Genomic DNA, 17,979 nt, shown 5'->3' with positions numbered 1-17,979 from the left:
TCACATACACGGCACGGGGAACCGGGAACTACTCGGCCGCCGCCTTCGCGGCCTCCCGCACCGCACCCGCCACCGCGCCCGCGACCTTGTCGTTGAAGACGCTCGGCACGATGTAGTTCGGGTTCAGCTCGTCCTCGGTGACGACGTTCGCGAGTGCGCTCGCCGCAGCGAGCATCATCTCGGTGTTGACCGTGCGGGACTGCGCGTCCAGGAGACCGCGGAAGACACCCGGGAAGACCAGCACGTTGTTGATCTGGTTCGGGAAGTCCGAGCGGCCGGTGGCCACGACGGCGGCCGTCTGGCGGGCGATCGCCGGGTCGACCTCGGGGTCGGGATTCGCGAGCGCGAACACGATCGCGCCCTCCGCCATCGCGGCCACGTCGTCGCCGTCGAGGACGTTCGGGGCCGAGACGCCGATGAAGACGTCGGCGCCGCGCACGGCCTCCTTGAGGGTGCCGGTGAGGCCCTCGAGGTTGGTGTTGTCGGCGATCCAGCGCAGCGGGGAGTCCGGGGCCGCGTTGACCAGGTCCGCGCGGCCGGCGTGGACGACGCCCTGGATGTCGGCGACGACGGCCTGCTTGACGCCGGCCGCGATCAGCAGCTTGAGGATGGCCGTACCGGCGGCGCCGGCGCCCGACATGACGACCCGGATGTCGCCGATGGCCTTGCCCGTGACGCGCAGGGCGTTGGTGAGGGCGGCGAGGACGACGATCGCGGTGCCGTGCTGGTCGTCGTGGAAGACGGGGATGTCCAGGGCCTCGCGGAGGCGGGCCTCGATCTCGAAGCAGCGCGGGGCCGAGATGTCCTCGAGGTTGATGCCGGCGAAGCCGGGAGCGATCGCCTTGACGATCGCGACGATCTCGTCGGTGTCCTGGGTGTCCAGGCACAGCGGCCAGGCGTCGATGTCGGCGAAGCGCTTGAAGAGGGCCGCCTTGCCCTCCATGACCGGCATGGCGGCCATCGGGCCGATGTTACCGAGGCCCAGGACCGCGGAGCCGTCCGTCACGACCGCGACGGTGTTGCGCTTGATGGTGAGGCGGCGGGCGTCCTCGGGGTTCTCGGCGATCGCCATGCACACGCGGGCCACGCCCGGGGTGTAGATCATGGAGAGGTCGTCCCGGTTGCGGATCGGATGCTTGGACTGCATCTCGATCTTGCCGCCGAGGTGCATGAGGAACGTACGGTCCGAGACCTTGCCGAGGCTGACGCCCTCGATACCGCGGAGCTTCTGGACGATCTCGTCGGCGTGCGCGGTCGAGGTCGCCGCGATGGTGACGTCGATCCGGAGCAGTTCGTGGCCGGAGGCGGTGACGTCGAGGCCGGTCACCGAGCCTCCGGAGGACTCCACGGCGGTGGTGATCTGGGAGACCGCGGTTCCGCTCGCGGGCACCTCCAACCGGACCGTGATCGAGTAGGAGACGCTGGGCGCCGTTGCCATGGCCGACTTCCTTCTGCTTTCACCCTGATGCTTGGTTTGCCGTCCGATCGTCGCACCTACCGCGGAGTAGCTGGTAGCGGGGCCTCGATTGCGAACGTTTTGTTCTCAATAAGTTCTTCAGGGCAAACGCAGTGCAGGAGAGGCCCACGTCACTGGTGACGTGGGCCTCTCCTGCACTGCGACGTTCAGTGGCACCGACCCGCCATGCTCGCCTCGCGGCAAGTGGTCGCTCGTAGCGACGAAGGTTGGGCCCGGGGGCTTGGATCGAGCCGGTGCCATCGTCAACGGTAACAAACGATCCCCGTAAGGCAATTCCCATCGGGCTCTGTCTTGGCCAGTCTTGGCCTCAGTCACGGAGAAGGTCGGGCACCCCCTGCGCATCGGGCTCGTCGCGGTCCGCCGAGACGACCGTGAGCTGCTGGGTGGCGCGGGTCAGGGCGACGTACAGGACCCGCAGGCCGGCCGGGCTCTCGTCGGCGATCTCCGCCGGGGAGACGACCACGGTGGCGTCGTACTCCAGGCCCTTGGCCTCCAGGCTGCCCAGGGCCACCACGCGGTCGCCGAGACCCGCCAGCCAGCGGGCCGCCTCCTCGCGGCGGTTCATGGCCACGACGACGCCGACCGTGCCGTCGACGAGATCCAGGAGGCGGGCGGCCTCCTCCCGGACCGACTGGGCCAGGGAATCCCGTACGGCCACGAAGCGGGGCTCCACGCCCGTCGAGCGGACCGCCCTCGGGGACTCCGAGCCCGGCATCGCCAGGGCCAGCACCTTGGCGGCCAGTTCGGCGATCTCGGCCGGGTTGCGGTAGTTGACGGTGAGGGTAAAGCGGCGGCGCGGGCGGCTGCCCAGGGCCTCGTCACGGGCCTGGGCAGCCTCGTCGGGGTCGGACCAGGAGGACTGGGCCGGGTCCCCGACGACCGTCCAGGTGGCGTGCCGGCCGCGGCGGCCGACCATGCGCCACTGCATCGGGGTGAGGTCCTGGGCCTCGTCGACGATGACGTGGGCGTACTCGGTGCGCTCCTGGGCGAGCCGCTCGGCCCGTTCGCGCTGCGACTCCTCCCGTACCGGCATCAGCTCTTCGAGGCCGCTGAGCTGGTCCATGGGGTCCAGGTCACGTCTCTTGCGGGGACGGGCCGGGGTGCCGAGGATCGCTCCCAGCTCGTCCAGCATGGCCACGTCGTGGACCGAGAGACCGTCGCGCTTGAGGGCGCGGGCGACCCGGCGGACCTCGCCCGGGTTGAGGATGCGGCGGGCCCAGCGGCCGAGGCGGCGTTCGTCGGACATGGCGGCGAGGACCGACGCGGGGGTCAGTTCCGGCCACCAGGCGTCCAGGAACGCGATGAAGTCGTCCTCGGTCGTGACGTCCTCGTCGAAGGAGGAGCGCAGTTCCGCGGCCAGCTCAGGGTCAGTGTGGCGGCCCTGGGCGCCCGAGCGGGCCCACAGGGCGTCCAGGAGCAGCCTGCGGGCGCGGGGGCGCAGCAGGTTGACGGGGGCCGTGCCGCTGAGCGCCGACTCGCGGATGCGGGCCAGTTCCGGGGCCTCCAGTTCGATCCGGCGGCCGAAGACGACGACCCTCAGACGGCTGGTCACCGTCGGCGAGTCGTGCTGCTCCAGGGCGCCTCGCGCGGCCTTCCGCAGCACCGCGAGCATGCGGTACGAGCCCTTCGCGCGGGCCACGGCCGGGGAGTCGTACAGGGTGGCCTCGGCGCCGTCGACGAGGGAGCCGATGGCACGGATGGCGACCTGGCCCTCCTCGCCGAGGGAGGGCAGGACACCCTCCGTGTACGCCACGAGCAAGGGCGTCGGGGAGACGATCAGGATGCCGCCCGCGTACCGGCGGCGGTCCTGGTAGAGGAGGTAGGCGGCGCGGTGCAGGGCCACGGCCGTCTTGCCGGTGCCCGGACCGCCCTCGACGTAGGTCACCGAGGCGGCGGGGGCGCGGATCACCAGGTCCTGTTCGGCCTGGATGGACGACACGATGTCCCGCATGGTGTGGCTGCGGGCCTGGCCGAGGGCCGCCATCAGGGCGCCGTCGCCGATCACCGCGAGTTCCTGGCCGTCGAGGGACGCCGTCAGCTCGGGACGCATCAGGTCGTCCTCGACGCCGAGGACCCGCCGGCCCTTGGAGCGGATGACGCGGCGGCGGACCACCCGGCCCGGGTCGACCGGGGTCGAGCGGTAGAAGGGCGCGGCGGCCGGGGCGCGCCAGTCGATGACGAGGGGCGAGTAGTCCGCGTCGAGGACGCCGATACGGCCGATGTGGAGGGTCTCCGCGATGTCCGCGGTGCTGTCGGGGCGTACGGCCCCTTCCGCGGCCTCCACGGCCGTGTAGGCGCCGTCCGGGCCCTTCTTGCCGTCCATGCCCCGGAGCAGGTCGATACGGCCGAAGAGGAAGTCCTCGAACTCGTTGTTCAGCCTGTTGAGGTGGATGCCGGCGCGGAACACCTGGGCGTCCCGTTCGGCGAGCGCGCCGGGGGTGCCGACCTGGCCTCGTTTGGCCGCGTCGTGCATGAGGAACTCGGCCTCGTCGATCTTCTCCTCAAGACGCCGGTACACCCGGTCCAGGTGTTCCTGTTCGACGCTGATCTCGCGGTCGCGGACGGAGTCCTGTACTGAGGAGTCCTCGACCGGTACGAGCGCCGTTTCCTGCTGAGCCTGAGCGGCCACCGGGCCCCCTTCTGACGTGCTGGGCAGCCGTCAACCGTACGCGAAAAAGAGGCCCTGATGCTACGAGTCCGCCCCAGGACACCGTACGAGTCTTCGTACGAGGTGTCCCGGGGCGGTCACGGAGCGGTGCTGGAGCGGTTGTGGAAGGTCAGGCGTCGACCTCGACGAGCTTCTTGCCCGCGGAGGTGACGACCTCGAAGTGGTCGATCTCGTCGGCGTTGAAGGCCGTTCCGCCGTGGATGTAGAGCGGGCTGCGGGCCGCTTCGGTCGTGGCGTCCTTGATGCCGTATCCCCACTTGGGGACGGACCAGTTGGACATGGTCTCGCGCGAGCCGTCCTTGCCGACCACGATGAGGGAGCACTTGATCGGGCCCTTGACGCCGCCCAGCTCCAGCACCGCGCCGACGCCCCAGGCCTTCGACGACATCGCCACGGTCGCGGTGACCTTGGTGGCGGGGTCGGTGGCGGAGACGCGGTCGGTCATGGTGGAGAAGTCCTCCTTGGCGGAGGCCGTCTTCGTCGTCACCGTCGGCGCGGGAGTGGCCACGCTGCTGGTGTCGCCGCCGGTGGTCGCGAAGACCGTCGCCGGGCCGCCGACGATGAGGGCCGCCGCGGCGGCCACCATGTAGAAGCTGCGCCGGCGCTTGCTCGCACGCCGTTCCGCGACCTCGTCGACCAGGCGCGTCGCGAGCTGTGGGCTCGGGCGGGCGGACAGCGACTCGCCGATGGCGGGAGATCCCTGGGCACCGGGCAGGTCCGCGAGGGCGGCCAGCATCGGTTCCATCCCGGCCAGCTCGTCGAGCTGCTGGGCGCACCACTCGCAGCCCGCGAGATGTGCCTCGAAGGCCGTGGCCTCCGCGTCGTCGAGGATGCCGAGGGCGTAGGCGCCTACGGTCTCGTGTTCGTTCGGGCCTTGGGAACCCTGCATTCCTCGCATGGAACCAGGACTACCCGCTCCGAACCCCCCGTAAATGCTCATGCCGTCACCCCCCGCTCCTCCAGTGCGAGCTTCATCGAACGCAGGGCATAGAAGACCCGTGAGCGCACCGTGCCGCTGGGTATGCCCAGCGTTTCGGCGGCTTCATTCACGGTACGCCCCTTGAAATAGGTCTCGACCAGGACCTCCCGGTGTGCGGGGGTCAGGTCGTCCAGCGCGTCCGACAACGTCATCAGCCACAACGCCTTGTCGATCTCGTCCTCCGCGGGGATGACCTCCAGCGGCGACGGGTCCACCTCCTGCGGCCGGGCCTGCCGGCTGCGGTGGCCGTCGATGACGATGCGCCGGGCGACCGTCACCAGCCAGGGGCGTACCGAACCGGTTGCTCGATTGAGCTGACCGGCGTTCTTCCAGGCACGGATCAGTGTCTCCTGCACGACGTCCTCGGCTCGTTGCCGGTCTCCGGCGACCAGCCTGAGGACATACGCCAGCAGGGGCCCTGCGTGCTCTCGGTACAGCGCACGCATCAGGTCCTCGTCGGGTTCCGAGGGCTGGGACATGCGATGTCGGGCCCTCGGTGCTCGTTCATTGGCCACGACGGAATCCTTGCGCACGCCCACCTCCGCTGTCCCGGGTTCCCCCGGCCGGTCGCTCCCCCCGAGGTACGGAAGGGGGCTGCGGGATGTTCAACGTGCGACCACAACTTTCTTTATCTGGACGCGACGTGAGGGACAAGGGAGCACATTCCTGCCGCAAGTGCTTTACATTTTCGCCACATTGGCAAGATCGGGGCGATGCCCGTGGCATGTCGACCGGAAACTCACGTGTAACCAACGTCACTGCAACCGTGCGGAGTTGATAGGCCCGATTCCGCCCGACAGGCCCGCTATGGGGGATCTGTGGAGGGTGTCTGCGAAGATCTACGCGCGTGCCGGGAACGTTCTACGCGCGTGCCAGGGCGGCCCGTCGCCGGTGTCTCGCGACCCGTTCCCGGTTGCCGCAGATTTCACTGGAGCACCATCTGCGTCGCCTGCCCCGGGAGGTGTCGAGGTAGACGATCGAGCAGCTGTCGCCCTCGCACTGGCGCAGGCACGCGCGTGCCACGGGGTCGGTGAGGAGTTCCACGGCGTCCCGGGCGACCGCGCCGAGCAGGGCCGCGCAGTCGGGCGGCCCGTGCAACTCCCGGACGAGCGTGCCGTCCACGCCGCGGATCGCGCGGGGAGCCGGGGGTGCCGGGCGGGCGAGTTCGTTGAGGCGGGTGAGTGCCTGGTCGAGGGGGCGGGGGTCGGCGGCCGGCGGGCTGTGCACCAACCGGCCGGTGAGGTCCCGCAGTTCGCGGAAGTACGCGACCCAGGAGGCGTCGGCGTGATGCAGGGACGTGCCCGCCGGGACGAGTCCGGATACGGCGATCCAGGCGCGGAGCGGCTCGACGGCGCCGAGCCGTTCGTCGGGGTGGGCGGTCGCCAGCAGGTCCAGGCAGATCCGCCCGGCGTCGAAACGCAGTTCGTACGAGGCTGTGGCCACGGTCGTTTCCGATGCCATGTGCCTGTCACCGCCTAGGAGTCGCCACCGTGCGGGGCAGCCGGGATGCCGGTGGGATGCCAGTGAGGGGGTCCGGGGAACCGTTCCCTCTACAGTGCCTGCCCACTGTCGCGGCCGGAACCCCTCGTACTGAGGTGGACGCGCTCTTGTGGGGCCACGCGCCTGGGCCGTGTCACGGTCACGGAGGCCGCCCCGGGCCTGATCATGGGCGGTTCGTCCGCGCGGTTCGTCCGCCGCGGGCCGGTGCGGGCTGGTCGCGCCCACGCGGCGGAGCCGCACATTGCCAGGGCCCCGCGCCCCTTGCGGGGCTCGACTCCTCGAAGGGCGTCTGGCCGCCGGGCGGCGGCGCGCTGCGCCCGGTGCGCCGGTGGGTGGGGTCCGCGCTGCTCGCGTACGCCCTCGCCGACCCCGCCGCCGTACGCGCCGGGTCATGGTGGCGGGCAGGGGGGGGCAGGGGGCGGATGTCGCCGTACTTGGCGTCGGCGGCGACCGGGGCCGGGGAGTGAGGCGGTGGCCGCGCAGGACAGCCTCCCGGACCAGGCTGAGCGCACGGCCCTCGCACCCGACCCCGGCCGGACTGCCCCACCCGCGCCCCGATCGTGAGCGGGAGAGGCTACGCGTCGGCGTACTCGGCGTCGGCAGCGGCCGGGGCGGGCGGGCCAGGCGGTGGCCGCGCAGGACAGCCGCCCGGACCAGGCTGAGCGCACGGCCCTCGCCTCAGGTCACGGCCCCGACTGCCCCGATCGTGAGCGGGAGAGGCTACGCGTCGGCGTACTTGGCGTCCGCAGCCGGGTCCAGGGCCAGGCGGTAGCCGCGCTTGACGACCGTCTGGATCAGTTTGGGGGCGCCGAGGGCGGTACGCAGACGGGCCATCGCCGTCTCCACGGCATGCTCGTCGCGGCCGGCTCCGGGCAGGGCGCGCAGCAGTTCGGCGCGGGCGACGACCCACCCCGGCCGCCGGGACAGTGCCCGCATCAGGGACATCCCGGCGGGCGGTACGGGTCGCAGGACGCCGTCGACGATGACGGCGTGCCCACGGATCTCGACCCGGTGCCCGGCGATGGGCAACGCCCTTGCGCGGGACGGGAGTTCCTTGCAGAGGAGCTGTACGAGGGGGCCGAGCCGGAAGCGTTCGGGGGACACCGTGTCGACGCCGTGGGCCTGGAGCGGCAGCGCGGTGACCGGGCCGACGCAGGCGGGCAGGACGTCGTGGTGGAGGGCGGCGAGGAGTTCCGGGAGCAGGCCCCGCTCCTCCGCACGGGAGAGAAGGGACGCGGCGGCGGGGGCACTGGTGAAGGTGAGGGCGTCCAGGCCCCGCGAGACGGTGGCGTCGAGGAGCCGGTCGACGGGCCCGATGTCCTCCGGCGGCATCCACCGGTAGACGGGCACACCGACGACCTCCGCACCCGCGGCACGCAGCGACTCCACGAAACCGGGCAGGGGCTCGCCGTGCAGCTGGATGGCGATACGGCGTCCCTCGACGCCCTCCTCCAGGAGCCGGTCGAGCACCTCGGCCATGGACTCGGAGGACGGCGACCAGTCCTCCGTGAGCCCCGCGGCCCGGACGGACCCCTTGACCTTGGGCCCGCGCGCCAGCAGTTCCACACCGCCCAGACAGGCGAGCAGGTCGTCACCGAGCCCCCAGCCGTCGGCGGCCTCGATCCAGCCCCGGAAACCGATGGCGGTGGTGGCGATGACGATGTCCGGCGCCTGGGCGATCAACTGCTTGGTGGCCGCGAGCAGCTCGCTGTCGTCGGCGAGCTGCACGATCCGCAGAGCGGGGGCGTGGAGCACGGCGGCACCCCGCCGCTGGAGCAGGGTCCCGAGTTCGTCGGCCCGACGCGCGGCCGTGACACCCACGGTGAACCCCGCGAGGGGGCCGTGATCCGGTGGCCCGTGTTCTGGTCGCTGCTGTTCGTCGTACATGGCTCTCGTCCCGCAGTCGGGTCACATCTGCACAAGCGTGCCGAACGAGCCTGTCAACAGCGCGTGACAGGCTCGGTTCGGCTTCATGTCGCTGGTGTTACTTAAGCCGCTTCGGGCGAATGTCACACCTCGGCGTAGCTGAGCTGCGGCTTTGCTTCCGAGGCGGTGGTTTCCGCGGTCCGGGCGGACGCCGGGCGGCGAAGGTATACGGCCCAGGTGACCAGGAAGCAGAGTCCGTAGAAGGCGAGGAAGGAGACGAAGGCTCCGGTACCGGAGCCGACGCTCAGGAAGGACTGGCGGAAGGCGAGGTTGATACCGAGGCCGCCGAGCGCGCCCACCGCGCCGATGATGCCCATGGTGGCACCGGAGAGCCGGCGCCCGTACGCGGCGGCCTCCTCGCCCTCAAGCCCCTTGGCGAGGGCCTTGGCCTGGAAGATGCCGGGGATCATCTTGAAGGTGGAGCCGTTGCCGAGTCCGCTGAGGACGAAGAGCACGATGAACGCGACGGTGAACAGCGGCAGCGACTTCTGCATGGAGGCGATGACGATGACACCGGTGGCGCCCGCCATGGCGACGTAGTTCCACAGCGTGATCTTCGCGCCGCCGTACTTGTCCGCGAGGGCGCCGCCGATGGGCCGGATCAGCGAGCCGAGCAGCGGGCCGATGAAGGTGACGTACGCGGACTGGAGCGGCGTACGCCCGAACTGGGTCTGGAGGACCAGGCCGAAGGCGAAGCTGTAGCCGATGAACGACCCGAACGTCCCGATGTAGAGGAACGACATGATCCAGGTGTGCGCGTCCTTGACGGCCTCCTTGGCGGCGCCCGTGTCGTTCTTCAGGTGCGCGATGTTGTCCATCTTGACCGCGGCGAGGACGGCGGCGATGAGGATGAGCGGGATGTAGATCCCCAGGAGCACCCGCGGCCCGCCGCTCGCGCCGATGACGGCGAGACCGATGAGCTGCACGACCGGGACGCCGATGTTGCCGCCGCCGGCGTTGAGCCCCAGAGCCCACCCCTTCTTCCTGAGCGGGAAGAAGGCGTTGATGTTGGTCATGCTGGAGGCGAAGTTGCCGCCACCGATGCCGGCCAGCATGGCGCAGGCGAGGAACGTGTTGAAGGACGTCCCCGGCTCCATGACGATGAACGCCGCGGTCGTCGGGATGAGCAGGAGCGCCGCGGAGACGATGGTCCAGTTCCGGCCACCGAAGAGGGCGACGGCGAAGGTGTAGGGGACGCGGACGACGGCGCCGACGGCCGTGGCCATCGACACGATGAAGAACTTGTCGGCCGGGGTGAGCCCGTACTCCGGTCCCATGAACAGCACCATCACGGACCACAGCGTCCAGATGGAGAAGCCGATGTGCTCGGAGAGCACGGAGAAGTACAGGTTGCGGCGGGCGACCTTCTCGCCGGTCGCGTTCCAGAAGGCCTCGTCCTCGGGATCCCAGTGCTCGATCCAGCGGCCTCCCCTGCCGGGTGCGGGGGCTGAACTAGGGGCTGTCATGACGCCTCCACGGTGGTCCGGGGCTCGGGTGGTTCTTTTTGGGGTGCTGAGCGGTGATGAGTCCCGAAGGTAGAGAGGGCGCGTTTCCGCACTGTGGCTGTGGGTGACCGGAAGGGAACTTTGCTCTCACCCCGCGAGGAGGTGGGATGAGAGGTTACGCAGACGGAGGTCACGGCCAGAGCACGGCGCCCCTCTGGCGGGGCACCGCGTCCCGCTATCCTCTACCGGACCCCACACAGGGAACGGGAGGGTCCATGTCCGCCGAGCCCAGGTCCGACAGGCCCACGGCACAGCATGCTCAGCGCACCTTCGCCGGGAACGTGCTCTTCGCGACGGGTTTCCTCTCGGTCGCCGCGACGACGCTGGGTGGCGCGTTCGCTTGTGTGTTCCTGATGCTGAGGCTGGGGGACTCCGCACCTCTGTCGTCCCTGATTCACGAGGACGGGCGGGGCGGCCTGGTGGTCGGAGGGATCGTTCTGGGCGCAGTCACGGGGCTCTTCCTTCCGGTCACTCTGTTCCGCGTGGTGCGGGGGAGCAAGGACATTCCCCGGCTGGGGGCCGGCGAGGCGTCCCGAAAGATCCTCGTGCTGCTCGCCTTCGACGTCTATGTGTTCGTCCTGGCAGTCGTCGTGTCCCTGCTGGGATGGATTCTGCCCGAGTTCGTCATGAACCTGGTCGCGGTCGTCGTCCTCGGCTTCAGCTACGCACCCGTGATGCTGTTCCCCTGGGAGAAGTTCGGCCTGGACGGCGTGATCGGAATCCGCCGCCCAGGGTCTCCGCGCCCCTCGGCCTCACCCCAGACGGACTGAGTCCGCCAGTTCGTCGGCGATCCTCTCCAGTTCCTCGCCGAAACCCAGGGTCGACCACAGCAGTCGGCACTCCAGCGCTGTGGGATGCGCGTGCGGCAGTACGTAGTGGATCACCCCCTCCACGATGGTGCCGCTGTCGGAGTCCGGCGCCGACGGCTCCAGCCGGTGGACCCTGAGGGCCGGTCCCAGTGGCAGCTCGACCTGCGTGAGCCCCTGCCTGCCGAAGTACGGCCCCTTCGCACGGGCCGCCTCAGCGCGGAAGGCGGCGACGGAGAGGGACTCCGGCGGGATTCTCAGCTCCCGGACCGTGTACGAGGCGATGACCGCGCTCGCCGGAGGAGCCAGTACCGCCGCACACAGCGCCCGCTGCCGGACGGCCACGCCCCAGTACCACAGGACGTCCGTGGCGAACGCGTCGCGCAACTCCGCAAGGGCGTCCTCGGCGAGATGCACCTCCGCGACCTCGCGGGCCCAGGTCTCGGGGTCCTCGCTGCGCAGGTCCAGGACCAGCCAGTTCTGCGGGGCGGGCAGCATGACCCGGCACTCCCGCCAGTCGTTCGTGACCATGGACGTCACCGCCCCGCCAGCGAGGCGTCGGACCCGGTGACGTCGGGCTCCGGGCCCTCGGTGAACAGGCCGATGAAGCTGTTGAGGTCGGAGCCAGCGCCCACCGCGGTGCCACCGAGCCCGATCGAGTTGTACGTGAGGGCCTGCTTGAAGGCATCGGGGGTACCGATGAGGGCGAGATCGGTCGCGCCGATGTTCTTCATGCGCCCGAGCTCGTCGACCATGCCCGGCCCCACGTACATGCTGGCCACGCCGCGCGGTCCCGCCGTGTTGTAGGCGTTGCGGAGCGCGGCCATGTTGTCGCTTCCCTTGAACAGGTCTCCGATACGGCTGGTCACCGTGCTCATGTCGTCCGCGAAGGATCTCGGCAAGCCCTTGAAGGCGGCTGCCAGCGATACGTTCGGCAGCACCACGTCGTCGACGGCTCCGGCGCGCGGTCCGACCATCGACTCGACGAGCGCACGCGTCGCTCGCGAGTTCATTCCCGGGTTCCAGGCGCGGACGTACTGCCTCGCGGCATTCCAGACCCGGCTGCGGCTGGCCGTGGCCGCGAGTTTCGCGCCCGCGCCGAAGACCCGCCCGATACCGAACGTCGCGAGCCCGAGAACGTCCATCGCCACATCGCCCCAGGACCCGTCGCCGTTGATGGCGAGCAGGACGTGACAGACGAGTGAGACGACCGTCATCACCAGGGCGACCGTGCCCAGCACTCCCGCAAGGGCCTGGCCGATGATCGGAATCCAGCCGACCGCCAACGCCGCGATCCCGCAGAACGCCGCGATCGCCCCGGAGATGTCACTGATGATTTTCAGCGAGTCCCGCAGATCGTCCAGCCACCCGTCGTTGAGACCGTCGCCCTCGGTGGTGTCGTGGATCGCCTTGGCCGCCTTGTCCCCGGCCTCCTTGTGGCGGGTCTTCACCGCGGCGAGCTTTCCGCGCAGGTCGTCCAGGCCCTCCTGGAGGACGGTCACCTTCTTGTCGAGCTTCTTCTGGTCGCCCTCGGTGGTGCCCTTGGGCGGGTTGTCGGCGCCGGACCTGGCCGTGGTCAGGTCGCCGCTCTTCGTCTCCGCGTCGCGCAGGAGCTTGTCCGCGTCCTCCTGGATGGTCTCCAGGTCGGTGTAGTACGTCTTCAGCGCGGTCGCGGCGCCCGCGTAGCGGTCGTGCGCCTTGCTCACCGTCTTCGCGGTGTCGTTGGCCTTCTCGGCGAAGGCCTTCCCGGCCTCGGAGTCCCAGCTCTCCAGGTTTCCGAGCCGGCGCAGCGCCTCCGTCGTGTCGGTGATGGTCTTGGCCGTGGCCTCGAACCGGCGCGAGAGGGCCTGCAGGTCGTGGACGTCACCGGGCACCGGGTCGCCGCTCTCCCCCAGCACCTGCCACCGGTGGTCCGCCGGGCGGCTCACTTCTTCTTCCCCTTGCCCACGAGTGCGTCGTACAGCGCGGTGTCGAGCTCCTTGTACGCCTTGGCGGACTCGTGGGCGACCTGCCCGAGTCCCTGGATCTGTTCGATCATCTTCTTGCGGTTGTCGTCCCAACCGTCCGAGAAGTCCTGCAGCCGCTCGTGGAGTTGCTGGTGTCCGACGGTACGGCGGTCGTACGCGTCCATGAGCTTGTCGAGCCCTTCCAGCTCGGTCGCCACCGTCCGCAGACCGGTGCCGGCCTTTGCCAGGTCGGCCGTTTCGACCCTCAGTCGCTCGCCCATCCCGCTGCTTCCTCCCCGTTGCCTTCTACGCCTTTGCCCTCTACGCCGTTGCCCGCGTTGTCGGCTTTTTGCCACCGCAAGGTACCGGCCACCGCGTCGAACAGCCCCACCATGGCGTCCGCGATGGGCTCCAGCGGAGTGCTGAAGGTCAGCATCAGCACCTCGTCACGGTCCGGGACCGGTACGAAGTACTCCACGACGGTGTCCGCGAACTCGGAGCCCATCTTCCGTGACTGCTTGGACCGCTCACGCCGGACCAGCCGGGCCGCCCGTCCGGCGGCGGGCAGCGTCATCAGCTCGACCTCGCCCGAACCGGCCAGCGCGGCGACGGCGTCCAAGCCGTCGAACTTCCGGTGCAGGCGGGAGACCAGGAGGGAGGCGGACAGCGGGATGCCACCGACCTCCAGGAACGACAGGTACAGCACGACACCGCCCTGCTCGGCCCCGGCCTCGGCCGTGCCCAGCAACTGCTCCTCGGCCTTGCGGCGCAGGATCGGCTGGTCGTCGACGCCGGTGAACTGCCGCCTGATCAGCGCGTTCACGGACGCCTCGCGGCGTTCCCGGGGCTGGAGCGGGATGCGGTACCAGTCCTCGGGCGTGATCAGTCCGAAGACCGGCGCGCGTCCGGGGGACGGCTGGGTTGGCGGTGCCTTGCTCAACTTCGTTCTCTCACTCGACACAAAAAGGGGACTGCCGCGGGGGCAGCGTCACGCTAGCCGGGCGCGAGGGGCGGGCACCAGAGCGAATCATGAGATGCCCATGGCCTTCACCTCGCGAACACGACACAGAACGGCCCGGCACCCCCAGGGCGCCGGGCCGTTCCCAAACGTCTGTCACCTCCGGTGCCCCGCGCCGCTCCGCGCCGGCCGTCGTCGAGGTTCCGCGCCGCTCGGCCAGATCCTCGGCTTGCGGTTCGCGGCCAGGTCCTCCGCCCAGCCGAAACAGACGACGCACCCGGCGATGAGCACCCAGGTGATCGCCAGTACCGGCCATGGGCTCTCCAGCAGCCAGGAGGCGTGCTGTTCGAGTGGCTCGACGCTCCACAGCCGGTCCCACTGGGTCGCCGCGACCAGGATGCAGGTGTTGTGCCAGAGATAGATCGTCACCGCCCGGGAGTTGAGCAGCGTGATCGCTCCGCCCCACCGGCGCAGGCGGCGCGGCCACTCCGACCAGGACGGGCTGATGTGCAGCAACAGCATGACCGTGCCGCAGGACCAGAGGGCCTGGGCCAGGGGCATGCTGTCCAGGTCGTGGCCCTCGCCGAAGTCGTGGTTCAGCGCGTACCAGAGGCCCACCAGAGCGACGACCGGGGCCACGGACGGGATCACATAGCCCGGCAGGCGCTGGAGGATGCCCTCCTGATGGGCCATGCCGAGGATCCAGCAGGCCCCGAAGGTGCTGAAGTCCGTGAGCGCCGAGGGAATCCGCTCCCCGGGGAGGGTGAGGTACCCCAGTTCGAACGCGGCGGACAGCGCGATCGGCGCGGCGACGGTCGCCGCCGGCATCGCGCGCAGGGCACGCAGCAGGAAGGGCGAGAGGAGGACGTACCAGAGGTACGCACGGAGGTACCACAGCGGTCCGGCGAGGTCGGCGGCCCAGTTCTCGCCGATGAAGCCTTGGACGCCGGGCAGTCCCTCGGCGTACGGCGGGTCGCTCAGCGGGAGGATCCAGAAGGTGAGGTGGAGCAGCCACCAGCCGGGGTGGCCCTCGGAGTCGGGTCCCCAGCCCTGGAGCACCATGCCGGTGACTCCTACGACGCCCAGCAGCCAGAGCGGAGGCAGGAGTCGGCGGACGCGGCTCTTGATGACCTGGCCGGCCGGGCGTTTCAGCGAGCGGGCCATCAGGTTGCCGGCCAGGGCGAACATCACGCCCATGGACGGGAAGAGGAGCGGGAGCCAGGCCCAGCCGGTGAGGTGGTAGAGGACCACGCGGAAGAGGGCGAGCGCGCGAAGCAGGTCGAAGTAGCGGTCCCGGGTGGACGGGGCCGGCCCGGGAGCCTGGTCCGGCTCGGACGGCTGGTCGGTGACGCCGGTCCGGGTGCTGGGTACGGTCATCGCGTGCGGTGCCTTCTGGGGAGGGTGCGTGCTCATCCGACCGGCTTCCGCTCCTGCGGTCGTTGCTGCGTCCCCGCTGCCGGAGCCCCGCCGGGCAGGCCCACCGCTCCCGTCCGCCGCAGTTTCTGCCAGCGCAGCCGGCCTCCGGTGAGCGCGGTGATCCAGGACTGGAGCAGGACGACGTACATGAGCTGGCGGTAGAGGATCTGCTGGAGCGGCAGGGAGATCAGGTGGGTCATGGGCTCCTTGTCGAGGCGGAACGCGTAGGCCGCGCACACCACCTGGATCGCCAGGACGCCCAGCCAGGCGAGGATCGTCTTCTCCGTCGGGCCGAACACCAGCCCGTAGAGGAGGAAGATGTCGATCAGGGGCGCCAGGAGCGGAGCCAGCACCATGAAGAGGGAGACCAGGGGCAGGCCGACCCGGCCGAAGCGTCCCGACGGGCCGCGTTCGATGACGGCTCTGCGGTGCTTCCAGATCGCCTGCATGGTGCCGTACGACCAGCGGTAGCGCTGGGACCACAGTTGCTGGACCGTTTCGGGGGCCTCGGTCCAGGCGCGGGCGTTCTCCGCGTACACGACGCGCCAGCCGTCGCGGTGCATCGCCATGGTGATGTCGGTGTCCTCGGCGAGGGTGTCGTCGCTCATCCCGCCGACCCGCTTCAGCGCGCTGCGCCGGAAGGCCCCGACCGCGCCGGGGATCGTCGGCATGCAGCGCAGGACGTCGTACATACGGCGGTCGAGGTTGAAGCCCATCACGTACTCGATGTGCTGCCAGGAACCGATGAGCCGGTCCCGGTTGCCGACCTTCGCGTTGCCCGCGACCGCGCCCACGCGCGCGTCGCCGAAGGGCTGGACGAGTTCGCGGACGGTGGACGGTTCGAAGACCGTGTCACCGTCCATCATCACGATCAGGTTGTGCCGGGCGTTCGCCACACCCCGGTTGAGGGCGGCGGGCTTGCCCGCGTTGAGCTGGCGGACGACGCGTACGTTGGGCAGGCCCATGTTCTCGACGATGCGGGCCGTGCCGTCGCTCGACCCGTCGTCGATGACGATCACTTCGATGGGATGGTCGCTCTCCATCAGTGAACGGACCGTCTGCTCGATGCACTTGGCCTCGTTGTAGGCGGGGACGAGGACGGAGACGGGTTCGGTGACGGGCGGGCCCCAGCGGAAGTTCGGGCGGCGCACGCGGCGGGCGTGGAGGACGGACAGCAGGAGCATCAGTCCGAAGCGGGCGATGACCAGCGCGCCGATCACGGCGAGGCCGACCACCAGGACACCGGTCGTGTGCTCGGACGCCTGGACGGCGTACACCCACGCCTGGCCCTTCAGGCGGTCCATCCCGGCCACGGCGGTGTGCGCGCTCGGGGCCTTGAGCGCGGCGGTGAGCGTGTGGAACTCGTAGCCCCTGTCCTGGAGCCGGCCGATGTAGCGGTCGAGGGCGGCGACGGTCTGTGAGCGGTCGCCGCCGGAGTCGTGCATGAGGACGATCGCGCCGTCGTCGCCCTTCGGTGTGGCCCGGCGGATGATCTCCTCGACGCCGGGGCGCTGCCAGTCCTGGCTGTCGGTGTTGGTGACGACCGTGATGTAGCCGCGACTGCCGATGTACTCGGTGACCGGCCACGTCCGGTTGTCCATGTCGGCGGCGAACGACGAGTACGGCGGCCGGAAGAGCGAGGTGCGGATCCCGGCCGCGCCCGCGAGCGCCAGCTGGTTCTGGGTCAGCTCCCAGTCGATGCGCTTCTTCGACTGGAGGGAGAGATCGGGGTGGTTGAAGGTGTGCAGACCGATCTCGTGGCCCTCGGCGACCATGCGCCGGACCAGGTCCGGGTAGCGCGAGGCCATGCTGCCGGTGATGAAGAAGACGGCGTGCGCGTCGTTCTTCCTCAGTACGTCGAGGACCTTGGGGGTCCATGTGGGGTCGGGGCCGTCGTCGAACGTGAGGACCAGCTCACGGTCCGGCACCTTCAGACTGGTTCCCTGGCCGCTGCGGGTGTCGATGACCGGACCGCCCTCAAGGATCTCCTTCGGAACCTGGTCGGCGGACGCGGGCGGCTGGACGCGGTGATCCGCGAGGATCTCGTTGTGCACGTACCCGCGCAGCATCAGCATCGCCATCAGGGCGACGAGGACGAGCGAGGGAAGCAGCTGGCGCATGGGGAGCCGCCGCCGGGCTCGGGGAGCGGACTTGCGGGCTCGGCGGCTGGGGCGGGATGCCATCAGATGACGTACTCCGTGGACGTGGAGCTGGCGGTGCTCGGTTCGGCGGGGCTCGGGGCCTCGCCGCTCGGGCTTTCGGACGCGATGGGCGAGGGCTCCTGCGGACCGCTCGCGACCGGATCGGTGCCGGGGTCGGTCGACGGCGACGGGTCGGGTGAGGTGTTGCCGCCGTCGGACGGGGACGGGGACGGGGAGACGGACACCGACGGGGACGGTCCGGCCTCCGAGACGCTCGGGCTGGGACCCGGATCGCGGCGGGTGGTGCTGGGCGCGGGCTTGGAGCTGGCGGACGCGCTCGGCTTCGGGGCGGCGCTCACGGACGGGGCCGGGGACGCGCCTGCCTTCCGCGACGGCGTGGCGCTCGTACTAACCGGTGCGTCCGGTGCGGGCGACACTCCGGCCGCCGCCTCCGACGGTGGTGCCGAATCGGTGGGCAGCGGGCTCGTCTCGACCTGACCGGCCGGCTGCTCGTCCTTCTGGCCCGGTACGGGCAGCCAGGGCGCGTTCGAGTTGCCCGACAGGAGCGTGGCGACGATGACGACGGCGTACACCGCGCAGGAGATGCCGACGACCATGCCGATCCGTCGGTATCTGCGGCTGCGGCGGCCGGTCTCG

The 17,979-nt window shown here is 70.3% G+C and carries 15 protein-coding genes; 2 read left to right on the top strand and 13 right to left on the bottom strand.

What is annotated here, in order from left to right:
- Positions 1-28: 28 nt before the first annotated feature.
- From IEY89_RS14655 to IEY89_RS14625, 7 genes are all read right to left on the bottom strand, one after another.
- Entirely contained in the window at positions 29-1,438 is a 1,410-nt protein-coding gene (locus IEY89_RS14655; RefSeq protein WP_189147814.1) for an NAD-dependent malic enzyme, read from the bottom strand.
- A gap of 346 nt (positions 1,439-1,784) precedes the next feature.
- Positions 1,785-4,106, bottom strand: a complete 2,322-nt coding sequence (locus IEY89_RS14650) for a HelD family protein (RefSeq protein WP_189147813.1) — start codon at positions 4,104-4,106, stop codon at positions 1,785-1,787.
- A 148-nt stretch (positions 4,107-4,254) separates the two neighbouring features.
- The gene (locus IEY89_RS14645; RefSeq protein ID WP_189147812.1) at positions 4,255-5,034 is read right to left on the bottom strand and encodes an anti-sigma factor family protein; all 780 of its coding nucleotides are present in this window, start codon (positions 5,032-5,034) and stop codon (positions 4,255-4,257) included.
- Between the two features lie 47 nt (positions 5,035-5,081).
- Positions 5,082-5,603, bottom strand: coding sequence for a sigma-70 family RNA polymerase sigma factor (locus IEY89_RS14640; RefSeq protein ID WP_044471680.1), 522 nt, complete (start codon positions 5,601-5,603; stop codon positions 5,082-5,084).
- A 382-nt stretch (positions 5,604-5,985) separates the two neighbouring features.
- Positions 5,986-6,585, bottom strand: coding sequence for a CGNR zinc finger domain-containing protein (locus IEY89_RS14635; RefSeq protein WP_189147811.1), 600 nt, complete (start codon positions 6,583-6,585; stop codon positions 5,986-5,988).
- Between the two features lie 759 nt (positions 6,586-7,344).
- Positions 7,345-8,511, bottom strand: a complete 1,167-nt coding sequence (locus IEY89_RS14630) for a uroporphyrinogen-III synthase (RefSeq protein WP_189147810.1) — start codon at positions 8,509-8,511, stop codon at positions 7,345-7,347.
- A gap of 122 nt (positions 8,512-8,633) precedes the next feature.
- On the bottom strand, positions 8,634-10,016 hold the full coding sequence (locus IEY89_RS14625) for a nitrate/nitrite transporter (RefSeq protein ID WP_189147809.1): 1,383 nt from the start codon (positions 10,014-10,016) through the stop codon (positions 8,634-8,636).
- A gap of 254 nt (positions 10,017-10,270) precedes the next feature.
- On the opposite strand from IEY89_RS14625, the gene IEY89_RS14620 reads away from it, so the two are divergent.
- Positions 10,271-10,825, top strand: coding sequence for a hypothetical protein (locus IEY89_RS14620; protein ID WP_189147808.1), 555 nt, complete (start codon positions 10,271-10,273; stop codon positions 10,823-10,825).
- Here the strand turns inward: IEY89_RS14620 and IEY89_RS14615 are convergent.
- From IEY89_RS14615 to IEY89_RS14590, 6 genes are all read right to left on the bottom strand, one after another.
- Complete coding sequence (locus tag IEY89_RS14615) at positions 10,808-11,392, bottom strand: hypothetical protein (protein ID WP_189147807.1); 585 nt, start codon at positions 11,390-11,392, stop codon at positions 10,808-10,810. The two genes, IEY89_RS14620 and IEY89_RS14615, sit on opposite strands and share 18 nt — an antisense overlap.
- 5 nt (positions 11,393-11,397) lie before the next feature.
- On the bottom strand, positions 11,398-12,789 hold the full coding sequence (locus IEY89_RS14610) for an AAA family ATPase (RefSeq protein ID WP_189147806.1): 1,392 nt from the start codon (positions 12,787-12,789) through the stop codon (positions 11,398-11,400).
- The gene (locus tag IEY89_RS14605) at positions 12,786-13,088 is read right to left on the bottom strand and encodes a hypothetical protein (protein ID WP_189147805.1); all 303 of its coding nucleotides are present in this window, start codon (positions 13,086-13,088) and stop codon (positions 12,786-12,788) included. Before IEY89_RS14605 ends, IEY89_RS14610 begins: the two co-directional genes overlap by 4 nt.
- The gene (locus tag IEY89_RS14600) at positions 13,073-13,747 is read right to left on the bottom strand and encodes a hypothetical protein (protein ID WP_189147804.1); all 675 of its coding nucleotides are present in this window, start codon (positions 13,745-13,747) and stop codon (positions 13,073-13,075) included. Before IEY89_RS14600 ends, IEY89_RS14605 begins: the two co-directional genes overlap by 16 nt.
- A 174-nt stretch (positions 13,748-13,921) precedes the next feature.
- Positions 13,922-15,142: an acyltransferase family protein gene (locus IEY89_RS14595; RefSeq protein WP_189147950.1), complete on the bottom strand. Its 1,221-nt coding sequence runs from the start codon at positions 15,140-15,142 to the stop codon at positions 13,922-13,924.
- A 32-nt stretch (positions 15,143-15,174) separates the two neighbouring features.
- The gene (locus IEY89_RS14590; RefSeq protein WP_189147803.1) at positions 15,175-17,364 is read right to left on the bottom strand and encodes a bifunctional polysaccharide deacetylase/glycosyltransferase family 2 protein; all 2,190 of its coding nucleotides are present in this window, start codon (positions 17,362-17,364) and stop codon (positions 15,175-15,177) included.
- 3 nt (positions 17,365-17,367) lie between these two features.
- On the opposite strand from IEY89_RS14590, the gene IEY89_RS14585 reads away from it, so the two are divergent.
- Positions 17,368-17,820 carry a hypothetical protein gene (locus IEY89_RS14585; protein WP_189147802.1) on the top strand — a complete coding sequence of 151 codons (453 nt, stop codon included), beginning with the start codon at positions 17,368-17,370 and terminating at the stop codon, positions 17,818-17,820.
- The last annotated feature ends 159 nt before the right edge of the window (positions 17,821-17,979 follow it).

Origin of the sequence: Streptomyces lacrimifluminis (assembly GCF_014646095.1) — a bacterium.
In the GTDB taxonomy this organism is placed as follows: domain Bacteria; phylum Actinomycetota; class Actinomycetes; order Streptomycetales; family Streptomycetaceae; genus Streptomyces; species Streptomyces lacrimifluminis.
This window is presented reverse-complemented; position numbering and strand designations above follow the sequence as displayed.